This is a genomic window from Psychrobacter sp. LV10R520-6 (genome assembly GCF_900182925.1).
Lineage (GTDB): Bacteria > Pseudomonadota > Gammaproteobacteria > Pseudomonadales > Moraxellaceae > Psychrobacter.
Window position 1 is genome coordinate 1,982,690 of record NZ_LT900024.1, and the last position, 14,638, is coordinate 1,997,327.

The following is a 14,638-nucleotide window of genomic DNA, read 5'->3' on the forward strand; positions in this document are numbered from 1 at the left end:
TAATTACCTACTGTGATGTCACTCAGTATAAGATGAAATATTGCTAAAAATAGCGCTACCGAGCTCTAATTATTAAATCCTAATAAGCGCTCTAAAATTGCTGGCGAATAGTAATCACTTGCTCACCGCGCTGTACTTCGATTTGTGCTTCGCCTGCTTGCTGTATTTGTTGTAATACGCTGGCATCTTGTCCTGGATTGTTTCCGACACTTTGACCATTCACAGTCATTACCCGATCGCCCGGCTCAAGTCCTAAGCGGTTGCGTAACCCTGCGGGCATGGCAGCAGTGACCTGATAGCCATCACCTGATGCCATCACACCCATACGGCTCAAATAACTGGCTGGATTCTCCTGCAAGGCTGTTACCGCCTCACCAATAGCAGACTGTGGGTTGCTCTCGTTAGCGGTATCAGCCGCAGAATTAGTGTTATTGTCAAGCGTCGGCGCAGCAGGAAGCATATTATTGTCCGGTAGACGCTGATTGCTTACCGCACCTAGTGTCTTATCGCTTTGATCAAGCAGTAGCGCATCTGCCATTCTGATCACTGTTTGCTTATCGGCAGCGTCAGCAATGATGACCGCATTCCAATCTACTGCGATGAGGGTATAGCCACTGTCTTTTAGACTGTCACCAATTCGGTAGTTTTTGACCTCACCATCTACATCTAATAACGCTGAAGACAGACTTTCTAGCGTTGCTAATAGTACGCCTTTTAATCCTACATTAGGCGGTGGTAGTACGGCCGCAGCAATAGGATCAGGATCAGCAAAAATGGCAAACAGACTACTGTTATCAGTGCTGGATCCAGTGGTATCCTGTAAAGGTAATAACGGTAATTCAGGCGCGACCGGTGCTGCCAATAACAGCCACAATAGCCGCGCCGCTGTCCAACATAACCAGCCAATCGCTAATAATAAAAGCCAACCTGATGCGCGATTGAGGGTATTGACGACTGGTTTTAGGCGTGTGGTTACACTCATCATCTAACGCCCCCCTAATCCTGATAGCAATGGCTGGCGCACACTGACCACTGGGGTATCTTGCGGCGCTTGCCCACTATACTCTGGCATATTTTCTAATAAACGCTGGGTCAAACTCACATCTAGCATATTATCGCCATCGATATACAGATCCCCTAAGCGCTTGTCTTGATTATTTAACAAGTTGATGTGCAGCAAGTTTTGACTATTTTTTTGCTCTTGGCTCAGCTGAGCGCGCATCGCCGGCATAGTGATATAAAATATTTTACCACCGCTGGGATAACCCACTTCGCCACCGACCCAAGTCAATTGACCATCCGCTTGAGTGAATCCGGAGGCGTTGTTATCTGAGCCTTTGTCTGATCCTGACTGCCGCTGTAATGACACGTCGTTGACTTGAATGGGTGTATTTGGCAATTGCCAATCGACCACATTGGCCAAGGTCTCCGGAGCAATTTTACCGCTCATGTCATTAACTTGCCATGAGCTGCGACCTATTTTGACCTGCCCGTTAAGCCTAGTCTGACCCGTACTCATATCAACCTCTGCGCCGAGCTTCCCTAATAATAGCTGCCACGGCTGCCACGACCACTCAGCGGCACCAGTAAGTGGCGTAGCGGATATCGGTATCTGCCAAATAGCAGAGCCTTGCCATAAGTTACCTGACACGTGCTGTATATAAGGCGACTGTGGCGCATACTTTTCCACCACCCATGCTGCTGGCATCTGCAGCAAAGCAAATAGCGCAAATAAAACCAATCCAAGCAGCCACCACAGCTTACGGGGACGCTTAACAGACGACGCAGATACTTGTGGCACAGTTATATAACTCTTATAACAGACAAAAACGTCATTATCATAACAAACAATGACCTAAAGATGACAGAAAAAAAAGCCAGTATCTTTTAACCAAAATATTGGCAACAAAGATACTGACTTTTGGGTGCTTGCGCTTGCATTTAATTAAACGGCTTAATGCCTATTGTTATAGGCAAAAAATACTATAAGTAATAGGCTTTGTAGTCAGCCGTATAAATAAGAGCATTTAAGGTACTGAAATTAAGGTGTCCAACTAAAACTATTCAAATAAAATAGAGTTACAATAATCTTGTATGGCTATATTGCAAAATCTTCAATATTGCGACCCGCGGCTAGAGCTTCAACCAACCATGTCGGCTTACGACCGCGACCGGTCCACGTCTCTTCGTTATTATCAGTGTTGCGGTACTTAATACTGCGTTTTTTCTCCAGCTTTTCACCGGCCGCTAATATCTCACTGATCGTACTGTTGCTCTCTTCTGCAATTTTTTCAAACTGCACATAAGCGTCATATAAATTTTGATGCTGTTTTTTGGCAATCAGCTGCTGGGCATTTTCAGTAATAGCAAGCAGCTCGTCTACGTTTAAGCTGTCTAAATCAATTGCATTATTCTTAGTCATGATAACCTCGGTCTCAAAGTAAGGGGTATAAAGCTCAATAGGTTTTTATAACTTATCAAGGGTTGAATAGCTGATTAGACTTCTTGCAGAAGCAGAACTTACATCTAGTCAGCTCATAATAAAAGAAATACGCTTATAACAACGTGCCACTAGTATAAATTTCTCTTGCGTGATGTTCGCAAGCATGACAGAGGCTACAAAAAAATTGTCCCAATAGCACAGTATCGTTTTTAAATTGAATTGACTGTAGCCTTCAACGGTTAGTGATAACTCATGCAAGAGATCTATTCATAGTCCTGCTTTATCACTATCGATAATTATCAATTTTAATAATTAAAACGATCTCAATAAGGATTGATTCAATCTAGTCTATAAATTTTATTATCTTATAAAACATCTTTAGTAAAGATCGCAGATTACCATAATATTTATCTTTAATGAATAATTAAATACAAATAATGATATTTAAATTTTTGAATGTTTCGCCTATTAATCTAGATAATATGACTTTGTATCTATTCTATAAATATCTGATAATTATTCATAGTTTTATAAGTACTACTACGGACAGAATATTATAAAATAAAATCATTAAATAGTTATAATTTTTATATAGTTAATACAAGACAAAATAGATACTCTGATATTTAAGTGCGGCTGACAGAAAATTTCTTACTTACTATGCAGCTGTGCCATTCGAGAGGCTATAAAAATTTTTCTCAGACACACTGTATCCGTTTTAAAATAATCAACTATACGTCATAAAACATTAGTAATTTGGCTTCGCTTTATTTCTTAAAAAGGGATAATCACATAAAGAAAAACCCTGCTATTGCAGGGTTCTATAGAATATTCTTTACACTTCCTTTCTTATATAAGTTAGAACGGAATGTCATCATCTACTGGGCCATCGGGCATAGCATTAGGCTTACTTGCTGAACCAGAATTTGCATTCGGTGCTTGAGCAGGTGGATTAGAATTATTAAACGAATTTTGCTGGTTGGGTGAGCTTTGACTGTTGTCGCTATTAGCAAAGCTATTTTGATTATGGCCACCTTGTGGGTTGTTTGACTGCTGACCAGAGTTGTTCTGGTTGTTCTGGTTATTTTGACCACCTTGATAGCCCTGACCGCCCTGGCTGTCTTGACCACTTCCACTCGCGCCATCTAGCATTTGCATTTGTTCGGCTCGAATTTCAGTAATATAGCGATCTTGTCCACTTTGGTCTTGATATTTGCGCGTCCGCAGACTGCCTTCGATATAGACTTTACTGCCTTTACGCAAGTACTGCGCGGCAATTTCACCCAGACGATTGAATAACGCGATGCGGTGCCACTCAGTAGCTTCTTTTTTCTCACCGCTTTGTTTATCTGTCCATTGCTCTGAGGTCGCAACCGAGATATTGGTCACGCTACCACCGTTATTAAACTGACGTGCCTCAGGATCTGCACCGAGGTTACCAATGATGATGACTTTATTAACACCGCGCATAATACCGTCCTTTTACTTATGAATAATCTAGTGAATAGTTTTAATAAGACTAACTAATACTATCAGTAATACCGTTTTACTTTATACAAGTTTTACCTAAATATCTAGGGAACTTTGCCTAACATGCGACACTCTTTGTCGTGCACCATCAAGTCTTCTGATTTTATAGCTACGAACAAAAGAGATTCATTCTTTCGGCGTGTTAACTGGCCTGCCAACTGTACTTTGATAAACTTTATAGAGGTAAAATACTGTTATCAGCCACAGACGGAAAACGATGTATAATCAATTCAAAATAAAAGAAATACGTTCATATCAACGTGCCACTGGTATAAATTTTTTTGGCGTGCTGTTCGCAAGCGGGACAGAGGCTGCAAAAAATTAATTCCAGTAGCACTGTATCATTTTTAAATTGGATCGACTATATTTCTTGATAAAGCCCATGTTTATTTATTATTGCGATGCATACTCAAGGTCACGCTACCTAACTCAACCCCATATTTTTTCATTACCGAGCGATTTAGCATGACATCTTTATCGATTAAATACATCCAATCATCGAAATTTACATTATAAGTTTTACCCTCGACTGGCAGCTCTAATAAATACTGCCAATGCAAAGTATTACCGACCACCTCTCCTGTCGCCTCACCAATAACGTCGCCTGCTACCCCTTTCCATTGCCCATCAGCTTGCTGAGTCAGCCGCCATATACGCTGTGACTTTGTTCCATCCGCCCAAGAAAATTTTTCATCTAAAACGATGACATTATCACCTTCATGAGTCGCATCAATATCGACATAAAATCTTTTTTTGACCTCGCCATTGCGCCCTTGAAACATTCCCCAGCCATCAATTTGACCTGAGAAAAACTGATGCATATCAAGCGTTGGCGCTGTATTTTGATAGGCCTGAATATTTTGCGTGGCACAGCCAGAGGTCAGTAACGTTATTGATACTCCTAAACCTATGCCAAGCTTAGCTATCGATTTAGTTATTGTTGTTGGTGATTTTTTAACCGGGAGATTCTTAGCAGTCAGTTGTTTAGTAGGCGACTCTTTAATACATAAATTTTTAGCGACAAACATACCGGACAACTTATTAAATTTACTCATCTTAATTCCTTTTTAGATTGAGAATAAAAGTTATATTTTACTTGTTAGTTGCCATGATTATAACTTAGGTTGTCTCTTAAATATCTAGGGGGCTTTGTGCAAGATGCGACAGCTCTTGTCGTGTCGCATCGGTCAGTTTGGTTTTGTCGAGCTTTAAGTAAGCCACTTGTTCTTTGGCCATGACCATCAGCTCATCAACCCCCTCTATCGCCATCATTTGCCGCGACCAATCTTGGATATTAATATTTTTAGGAATGGTTACGGTGGTGCTTGACAAATACGGTGGCTGCGCAATAGGAATAATAAGCAGTAGTGCGGCAGCCATTATGACCGCTAGTAGTCCCCATGCAAATACATTAGGCTGGTTCAATAACAGCCCACCCATGGCTCCGCCGACAAATGCACCGAAGAACTGACTGGATGAGTTGAGGCCCATTGCCGTCGCTTTGTTAGCAACTGGGGCACGTTTAGATATCCATGAAGGAATGGTGGCCTCAAGTAAGTTAAAGCCCATAAAATACAGTAATAGGCCCAAGATTATACCAATGCCCACGTGACTGCCAAGCGCCAGCAAGACAAGCGAAGCCGTCATTAAAGCAATCGCCCCTAAGAATACCTGGCGCATCTTGCGTTTTTTTTCGGCGATAATAATAAAAGGAATGGCCACGGCAAAACCAATAAATAGTAGCGGTAAATATACTAAGCCTTGCTGGCGCACGGACAAATCCATCACATCTGAGAGTTGATGCGGTAAGATGACAAATATAGCGGTCATAGTCAGATGAAGCGCAAAAATACCGATATGCAAACGGTTGAGGTCACCTATTTTCAACACATCAGATAGCTGCTCACCAATCGACTTATTGTCTAGATTGTGCTTAAGCACACGCATAGGTGATGGCACCACCCATAGCAGTAGCATTGCCAGAAATGCAAAGCCAGCGGTCAACCAAAACAGCCCTGACATACCAAGCGAGCCTACTAACAGCGGCCCAAAAGCAAAGGCCAGCATAATAGAGGTAGCAATAGTCAATCCCATGGTCGCCATCGCTTTAGTACGCATCTCCTCACGGGTAACATCGGCCAGTAGTGCCATTAATACCGCAGAGACCGCGCCACTACCTGCCAGCGCCCGACCGATAATAACTTGATAGATATCAGTGGCGTTTGCCGCTATGATACCGCCTAGCGCGAATAATACTAAACCGAGCATAATAATCGGCTTGCGCGGAAACTTGTCAGCAGCCAGGCTCATCGGTATCTGAAAGATGGCCTGCCCTAGCCCATAAATGCCGACTGCCAAACCGATTAAAAATGGCGTGGCATGTGCATAATTGTTACCGTACACAGAAAATACTGGCACAATCATAAATAAGCCAATCATACGCAAGGCAAAAATACCACCGACTCCAAGGATTGCCCGTTTTTCTACGCTATTCATACTTGCCTCACTGGTTCAACATGGAACGATTGACTTCTACACTTTATCGCAAGGTAAAACGGCGCTATCTTCGCGTCTGTTGATCGATAATATCCAGAACGATATCAAGAAAGAAGCATGATACACATTGACCACACTATCAGCCCAACCCTAAATCAAGCCCCATAGTATAAAACATTCACCGGTTGGTTGCCGAGACTTTTGTCTCAAAGTTCTATTAAGTCCCATCTATCCTGAGTCTTTCATTTAGCTCTATAATTTTGTTACTAAGTGCATCTGATAAGCACTGATACCTTGAATAATGCGTCTAGCATGACAATAAAGTAAGACGTTGCTAAGAGCCTTAGACTGCAAAATTTCGTCAATATAGTCGATTCAAAATAAAAGAGAGTCACTTATAGCAACGCGCTCCTGGTATAAATTTTTCTTGCGGGCGGTTCGCAAGCGTGACAAAGGCTGCAAAAAATTCATCCCAGTAGCACTGTACGGTTTCCAAATTGGATTAACTATAGTGGTTTATAACTGCAAAGCTTCTGAACTCAAAACAACAACTTCTCGAATTTATAACAATAACTAATAATCTTATTTCATTATCAACGTTAACGTATTCAACATGCAATAAACTGCAATATGACCCGTTGCTCAAAACATAACAATCATTATTCAGTGTATGGTTGAGAAGGCACTTCAAAACTAGACCTCTGATAGCCATTGAAAATCTATAATTTTTTATTTACCTGTTGTTTATTTTAAAATTTTATTGATGACAATTAATGCAAAAATATTGCTTTTATTAGAGTATCTTTTATTGAAACAAAGTTATTGAAATAACGACAACCTTATTCATAGATATACTGCTATATCTAAATTCTTATTAAAATCTTTAATAATATTTAGAATTTATTGGCTTTTTAACTGCTTACTTAACTGACTTTTTTATATTTATAACCACATACCTATTAACCACATACCTATGTTGGTCTTAATAACCCTTTTAGCAAATAGGAAACTTGTAAACGATGGCACATGATCATATCGCAGTACGCGGCGCACGCACTCATAATCTAAAAAACATTGACTTAGACATTCCGCGAGATAAATTCGTGGTGATTACTGGCTTATCTGGCTCAGGTAAGTCTTCTTTGGCATTTGATACCCTTTATGCTGAGGGGCAACGCCGTTATGTCGAAAGTTTATCGGCTTATGCACGCCAGTTCCTGTCCCAGATGGAAAAGCCGGATGTCGATAGTATCGAAGGACTATCACCGGCGATTTCTATTGAGCAAAAGTCAACCAACCATAATCCACGCTCAACGGTCGGTACGATCACCGAGATTTATGACTACTTACGCCTACTTTATGCGCGTATTGGTACGCCGTATTGTCCAGAGCATGGCGAACCTATGGTGGCGCAGTCTGTTACCGAGATGGTCGATCAAGTCATGGCGCTACCGGAAGAGACTAAGCTAATGATCTTAGCGCCCGTTATCCGTGAGCGTAAGGGTGAACATACCGTACTGCTTGAACAACTGGTCGGGCAAGGCTTCGTACGCGTGCGCCTTGATGGTAATGTCTATGATATGGATGAATTGCCAGCACTCGAAAAAAATAAAAAGCATACCATTGAAGTGGTCGTTGACCGTTTTAAAGTACGGGATGATTTGGGCAACCGGGTTGCAGAAAGTTTGGAAACCGCGCTACGTTTGGGTCAAGGATTGGTCACTCTACATTATATGGATGGTAATCCCAAGCCTGATGGTAGCGACAATCAAGTCATGTCAGCAAAGCATAGCTGCCCCGTTTGTGATCGCGCGGTCTCTGAGCTTGAACCGCGCATGTTTAGTTTTAACAACCCTTATGGTGCTTGCCCTGCCTGTGATGGCTTGGGTAAACGTCAATATTTTTCAGCTGAAAAACTGATTACTCTTCATGAAAAAAGCCTGAACCAAGGCGCAATCAATGGTTGGGATAAGCGTCATGCTTATTACTTTGGTTTGCTGTCTACGGTATGTCATCATTTCAAAGTTGACATGGATAGCCCGTGGCAAGAGCTACCAAAAGAGCAGCAAGATTTAATCATGCATGGCTCAGGTAAAGAAAAGCTAACCTTTAACTTTACTGATGAGCGCGGCCGTAAGACTAATAAAACCATTCCTTTTGAAGGCGTACTACCCTATCTAGAGCGCCGTTATGCAAAAACCCAAAGCAATCTAGTACGTGACGAGCTGGCCAAATATCTAGCAGATACCACTTGTAACGTTTGTGATGGCGCACGTCTAAATGAGATTTCGCGTAATGTGCGAGTGGATGACCAAACCATCGCTGAGATTGTCAAACTGTCTATCGGTGATGCTGCTGACTATTATAAAACGCTCAAAATTGGTGGTCATAAAGGTGAAGTGGCTGAAAAAATCTTTAAAGAGATTAATGAGCGTCTGAACTTCTTAGTCAGTGTCGGTTTGGATTATCTGTCATTAGCACGTTCAGCTGAAACCTTATCTGGCGGTGAAGCACAACGTATTCGACTTGCCAGCCAAATTGGTGCCGGTCTGATGGGTGTCATGTATGTGCTTGATGAGCCGTCGATTGGCCTACATCAACGCGATAACGACCGCTTACTTAAAACCTTGATGCGTTTGCGTGACTTAGGCAATACGGTGCTGGTGGTTGAGCATGACGAAGATGCCATTCGCCACGCCGATCATGTCATTGACATTGGGGTTGGTGCTGGCGTCCATGGCGGTGAAATTATCGCTCAAGGAACAGTAGATGACATCATGGCATCCAAAGAGTCACTCACTGGCCAGTATATGTCTGGCAAGATGAAAATCGATATTCCTAAAGTTCGTCATCAACCAAAAATGATCGAGGTTGAAGTTGAAGGTAAGGCAAAACCCAAAAAAGTACCGATGACCATTGAGCTAAAAGGCGCAATCGGTAACAACTTACAAAACGTTGATTTGAGCTTACCCATTGGCATCATGACTTGTATTACTGGGGTTTCAGGCTCTGGCAAATCAACGCTGATCAATCGTACTTTAATGCCCTTGGCAGCGACCCAGCTGAATAACGCATCAACGCTTATCGCTGATAAATTTGACAGTATTAGTGGTCTTGAGCATTTGGATAAAATGGTCGATATTGATCAAAGCCCGATTGGCCGTACTCCGCGCTCAAATCCAGCGACTTATACCGGCGTATTTACCCCAGTACGTGAAATGTTCGCCCAAACTGAAGAGGCGCGAGCACGTGGTTATAAACCAGGACGCTTTAGCTTTAACGTCAAAGGCGGTCGCTGTGAGACTTGCCAAGGTGATGGTCTCATCAAAGTTGAGATGCATTTCTTACCCGATATGTATGTGCCGTGCGATAGCTGTGAGGGTAAGCGCTATAACCGCGAGACCTTAGAGATTCGCTATAAAGGCAAAAGCATCGCTGAAGTGCTTGATATGACTGTTGAAGACGCTACTGAATTCTTCTCCGCTATCCCCTCTATTCATCGTCGCCTGCAAGCGTTGGTAGAAGTCGGTCTCAGTTATATTCGCCTTGGTCAATCCGCTCCAACACTATCCGGCGGTGAAGCTCAGCGGGTTAAACTAGCCCGTGAGCTAGCCAAGCGTGACACAGGACAGACGCTATATATCTTGGATGAACCAACCACTGGTTTGCATTTCCATGATATCGCTAAGCTGCTCAATATCTTGCATGCGCTACGTGACAAAGGTAATACTATCGTAGTCATTGAGCATAACTTGGATGTTATCAAAACCGCGGATTGGGTGATTGATCTTGGCCCCGAAGGTGGTAAAGGTGGTGGTTTGATTATCGCTGAAGGCACACCTGAAGAAGTTGCTAATACCAAAGGCTCGCATACCGGTGAGTTCTTGAAGCCGATGCTTGAGTCACAGCAAGCAAGCTAATAGATGTTAGTTAATCTTTGATAAAAGGCTGTTCTTTAGGGAATGGCCTTTTTTGTTGGGTGGGGTTTAGGTTCAATGGTAGTATAACTATTAACTTAAGAACATCTACAAGGTAGTTAATAATGGCAAATGTGATAAATATTGAAGAGCGACTTTCAGATATTATTAGGTCAGGAAACTCTTTTGCTGTAGCGCTAACAGGTGAATGGGGTGTTGGTAAAACCTATCTTTGGAAAAATTTTCGTGATAAAAATAGAGATCTCTTTTCGGGTAAGAAATATGCTTATATCTCCTTATTTGGTTTAGATTCGTTAGAGAGCCTTAAATTAGCAATCGCTACTGAAGTGCAAACAGATGCAACTGGCGACTCACCTTTAAATGTTGATATTTCAAAGCACTTTAAGAAATTATTTGGTTTCATAGGTGGTGGCAGTATTGGTGCATCAGGAGATATGCGCTTCGGTATCAATATTGGTAACAAACTCATTACTAATATCATTATGCTGCATCTCAAAGACACTCTAGTTTGTTTAGATGATATAGAAAGAAAATCTGATAGCTTGCCGATGTCAGAAATATTGGGTTTGGTAAATTACTTAAGAAATGAGCGTAATTGTCAGGTTGTTACGATACTTCATGATGAAGAATCAGAAGATAAAATCTATTTTGACAAACACAAAGAAAAGGTTTTTGATGAAGTCCTAATTTTAGACGACTCATTGTCAATTATTAAAGATCCAATTAGTAACATTGAGACATTTCCTATCTACGAAAAATTCTATCAAACTATGGGTGTTAGAAACCTTAGATTTTATCAGCGCGTTCAAAAAATATATTGTCAGATAATTGAACACTCATCATCTTTATCAAAATTAAGCAAAGAAGAGATTCTAAGACAAATTCTTATTATCAAGCTTGTTAATGATATTCCTAAAGTTCTTGATGTTGATATGAAAGAGTTAGAAACGTATTTTTCTGAAGATGGTCTCGATGACCGATTGGATATATTTTTAGAAAATGATGATGAAGCATTAAAAGCAACTGTTAGAACCAAAAAAGACGATGTGGAGAAAAAGCTTTCAAAATTCTACCCTAACTTCCGTATGGAGGGGTGGACTGAGGTTGTTGTCGAACTGATTAAAAATATTGAAATAGATAATGAAAAATTCGAAAAAATTCTTAGCCAAGACTTGATTAATGAACAGACTTTAGAAAGTGATAGAGAAAAGCGAAATTTGATGGCTGAATATCATAGCTTAAGCCCAGAACATGGGTTCAACCAAAGATTTTTTGATAATATTAAACATAGAGTAGATAGAGAAATGCTACCTAATTTAAGCTTCTGCTGTAATATATTGAGAAAAAATGGAGCTTCTGATCTATCTAACCAGCTTGAGCAGCTAGTAGAAAAGCATATTGAAACAAGAGTTGTAGAAGGTTCAGAACAAGATCTTATAGAAAGCTACTATCTTAATCATTCAAATATTAATGATATCTTTTATGATTTTCTCCAAAGAACTATCAAAAAGCATAAGAGAGAGCTTAATTTAAATAGCAACGCTGATACTATGTCTAGACTTTTTATGCGATTTTACAAACATGGGAATGACAGTGAGGATTTTTTTGAGGCTATACAAAATATTAGCAAAGAAATCTTTAGTCATGTTATTTGGCAGCCAATTATTGATGGCTCAAGTAGAATGCTATATATTCGAGAGGTATTGAAACACCCTGCATTTAGAGTCGATATTGCTAAATTTAAAAACAGAAATAAGATTGATACAGCATTTTGGCATTATAAAAATCTTATAGGTACTCAAAAGCTATCTCCTTTTTCTTATCAGCCATTTCTTGTTGAAAGCAAATTAAATGAAGTTAAGGAGTGGACTTTAGAGTTACTTCAAGAGAGAATTGTAGAAAAGCCAAATAGTAAAGCGGCTATCGAACAATTATTAGAGTTAACGAATAACTTGGAGAGTATTTAATAGCTAAGCATAGATATTTTCGCTTCGTATTAGGCGTCGCACGCTTCACTCAACTTGCCATTTACTTAATTCATGCTCGATTCTAAATAGTCGCCTTGAGACGCGGTTTAGCCCCGATTGCAGTGGTTATCCTTGGATGACCCAGAAAATCACAGATTTTCTCTTGCGTCGGAGTAACTGTCTCCCAGACACTTGCTTTTCCCCCTCCTCATGCGGTGACTTAGCTAGGAGCGATATCGAGACAACAGGAACGCTACTAGCTATTAGTCATCGCTCTAGTGGGCGACTAATATATGAATGATATGAGCGAGACAGAAAATTTTCTTTAAGGAATTTTCACTTGCGAAGCTAAAATTGCAGTGCAATTTTTTAACGCTTCTCAGGATTAGCTCCAAACATAAAAAATCTCACCTAAACAAACTCCCGCATCACATTCATCACCCGCGCGTCTACCGTACGTTGTATTTTGTCTTCGATTTGACTGCACTGTGACTCGACCTCACGTTTAGACAGCCCTACTACAACGAACGTCCACTCACTGGCGTCATGCCGATCACGCTCGCCGCTTTCACATACCGCGACGCTTGGAGTATTGCCGAAGCGTGCGTGCAAACCACCCATGCGCTGGCGTTTTTCTTTTAGCGAGCTGCATCCAGGCAGAGAAAAAGTCAGAGTTAAGATGGCAATATGCATGGTATTCTCCCTGCTACAGTGGTCTACGCTCTATATTAGCATCAAATACGATGCGTACGCTTCACTGAGAGATCAGACTGAGATAATGTCAATAAAGCGAGCTTCTACTAAGACCGTAGTTTTATCTTTTGTACTTATAAGTTTACCAAAGTAAAAAACACCGCAATTCATGCTATCGTTATGTTACTCCGATCTATGGTATATCCGTATCAGTACCCCATAATCACTCATACTGTTTATATCAATGAATCAATAGCCAACATGCGTATTTAACCAATGACTCCTATCAGCTACGTACAGCAACAGCGCATTACTCGATTATGCGTGCGCTGCGGATTACTCCTTATGCAATATGGTGCTGAGTCTGCCATTGTGGTTGACTTATCCAAACGCTTGGGCATCGCCTTGGGGATGAACAGCGTAGAATGTTCGCTCAACTTTAATGCCATTACCTTGACAACTATTTGTGATGAACGCTGTATCACTACCACTAGGGACACCATAAATCAGAGCATTAATGTCAATTTATTGGTACAAATCCAGAAAATTGTCAATAAAACCGAAGCCAATGCAAGTAATGACAAGCTGAATCATGAGCTGACTGAGCTCACCACGCTTGCTTTTGATGAGTTAGATAAGACGGTTTACCCAACGTGGCTAGTGTGCCTATTTGTTGGCGCCTCTTGTGCCGCATTTGCTTATCTTAACGGCGGCAGTTGGTTGATTACCGCCGTGACCTTTACCGCAGGTATGGTGGCGATGCTTACCCGTATCTATCTGTCCAAACATCACTTCAATCCCTTTATCACGGTCATTGTGACGGCTTTTATCGCCTCTTTAATTGGGGCGACGACCTATTATTTTGATATTGGTAATAATGCGGATATTGCAGTTGCCTCTAGCGTTCTGCTATTAGTGCCAAGCTTTCCCCTAATCAACTCTTTATCAGACATCTTAAAAGGCTATGTCAATATTGGGGTTGGGCGTGCCGTTTTTACCTATATGTTGACCTTTTCAGCTGGCGTTGGCATTGTTATGGCCCTTGTTCTACTTAGAATACAGCACTGGGGATTTTGATATGTGGTTCATTAAAGCCGTTGTGCTGTCCTGCATTATTACCCTTGGTTGGACGCTCATGTTCACCGTACCCAAAAGGTATATTCTGCCCTGTTTGCTCATGACCGCTTTTGGATTTGGACTAAAAACAGTCCTTGTCTATCAGCACATACATATCGTGGTTGCCAGCTTTTTTGGGGCGATGCTCGCCAGCTTTTTGGGGGTTTATTTTTCTAGAAAATATACCCTACCACCCAAGGCCCTTATCTCGCCAAGTGTCATTTGTATGATGCCAGGCATCGCCGCGTACAAGGCGATGGTCAGTATGGTACAGATTGGTTATTTTGGCTTTTCAGACGAGTTATTTAGTCAAATGATGGTTTATTTGTTTGAGGCCTTGTTTGTGACCTCAGGATTGGTGCTGGGCTTGTCCATTCCTGGGCTGTTGTTTTATAGACGTCGTGCCATTGTTTAAATGGGTTTAGATGGCGGGCTATTTCTACCTAGATACTAGC

Annotated in this window: 11 protein-coding genes; 4 read left to right on the top strand and 7 right to left on the bottom strand. The window is 41.2% G+C overall.

The features are described 5' to 3' along the window. Positions 1-91 precede the first annotated feature (91 nt). The 6 genes from U1P77_RS08225 to U1P77_RS08250 all read right to left on the bottom strand — a co-directional run bounded on the left by U1P77_RS08225 (position 92) and on the right by U1P77_RS08250 (position 6,469). Positions 92-985, bottom strand: coding sequence for a type II secretion system protein N (locus U1P77_RS08225; protein WP_321154553.1), 894 nt, complete (start codon positions 983-985; stop codon positions 92-94). Then, positions 986-1,801: a type II secretion system protein N gene (gene gspN / locus U1P77_RS08230; RefSeq protein ID WP_321154554.1), complete on the bottom strand. Its 816-nt coding sequence runs from the start codon at positions 1,799-1,801 to the stop codon at positions 986-988. It lies immediately after the preceding gene. 297 nt (positions 1,802-2,098) lie between these two features. Then, positions 2,099-2,422 (bottom strand): H-NS histone family protein, encoded by a 324-nt coding sequence (locus tag U1P77_RS08235; RefSeq protein WP_321154555.1) that lies wholly within the window; start codon positions 2,420-2,422, stop codon positions 2,099-2,101. A gap of 879 nt (positions 2,423-3,301) precedes the next feature. Then, a complete protein-coding gene (gene ssb, locus U1P77_RS08240; protein ID WP_321154556.1) occupies positions 3,302-3,913 on the bottom strand; it encodes a single-stranded DNA-binding protein in 612 nt (203 codons plus the stop codon). A 446-nt stretch (positions 3,914-4,359) separates the two neighbouring features. Beyond that, positions 4,360-5,028, bottom strand: a complete 669-nt coding sequence (locus tag U1P77_RS08245; protein WP_321154557.1) for a DUF3833 domain-containing protein — start codon at positions 5,026-5,028, stop codon at positions 4,360-4,362. A gap of 76 nt (positions 5,029-5,104) precedes the next feature. After that, a complete protein-coding gene (locus U1P77_RS08250; RefSeq protein WP_321154558.1) occupies positions 5,105-6,469 on the bottom strand; it encodes an MFS transporter in 1,365 nt (454 codons plus the stop codon). Positions 6,470-7,488: 1,019 nt separating this feature from the next. Between U1P77_RS08250 and uvrA the strand changes: the two genes are divergently transcribed. Together uvrA and U1P77_RS08260 are read left to right on the top strand one after the other, a co-directional pair. Beyond that, positions 7,489-10,389, top strand: coding sequence for an excinuclease ABC subunit UvrA (uvrA, locus tag U1P77_RS08255; protein ID WP_321154559.1), 2,901 nt, complete (start codon positions 7,489-7,491; stop codon positions 10,387-10,389). A gap of 122 nt (positions 10,390-10,511) precedes the next feature. Then, complete coding sequence (locus tag U1P77_RS08260; RefSeq protein ID WP_321154560.1) at positions 10,512-12,374, top strand: P-loop NTPase fold protein; 1,863 nt, start codon at positions 10,512-10,514, stop codon at positions 12,372-12,374. Positions 12,375-12,785: 411 nt separating this feature from the next. Here the strand turns inward: U1P77_RS08260 and U1P77_RS08265 are convergent, their stop codons facing one another. Then, positions 12,786-13,067 carry a DUF503 domain-containing protein gene (locus U1P77_RS08265; protein WP_321154561.1) on the bottom strand — a complete coding sequence of 94 codons (282 nt, stop codon included), beginning with the start codon at positions 13,065-13,067 and terminating at the stop codon, positions 12,786-12,788. Between the two features lie 276 nt (positions 13,068-13,343). Here U1P77_RS08265 and U1P77_RS08270 point away from each other — a divergent pair, with 276 nt between their 5' ends. Both U1P77_RS08270 and U1P77_RS08275 read left to right on the top strand, forming a co-directional pair. Next, the gene (locus U1P77_RS08270) at positions 13,344-14,144 is read left to right on the top strand and encodes a threonine/serine exporter family protein (protein WP_321154562.1); all 801 of its coding nucleotides are present in this window, start codon (positions 13,344-13,346) and stop codon (positions 14,142-14,144) included. A 1-nt stretch (position 14,145) separates the two neighbouring features. Next, positions 14,146-14,598 carry a threonine/serine exporter family protein gene (locus U1P77_RS08275; RefSeq protein WP_201556392.1) on the top strand — a complete coding sequence of 151 codons (453 nt, stop codon included), beginning with the start codon at positions 14,146-14,148 and terminating at the stop codon, positions 14,596-14,598. Positions 14,599-14,638 lie beyond the last annotated feature (40 nt).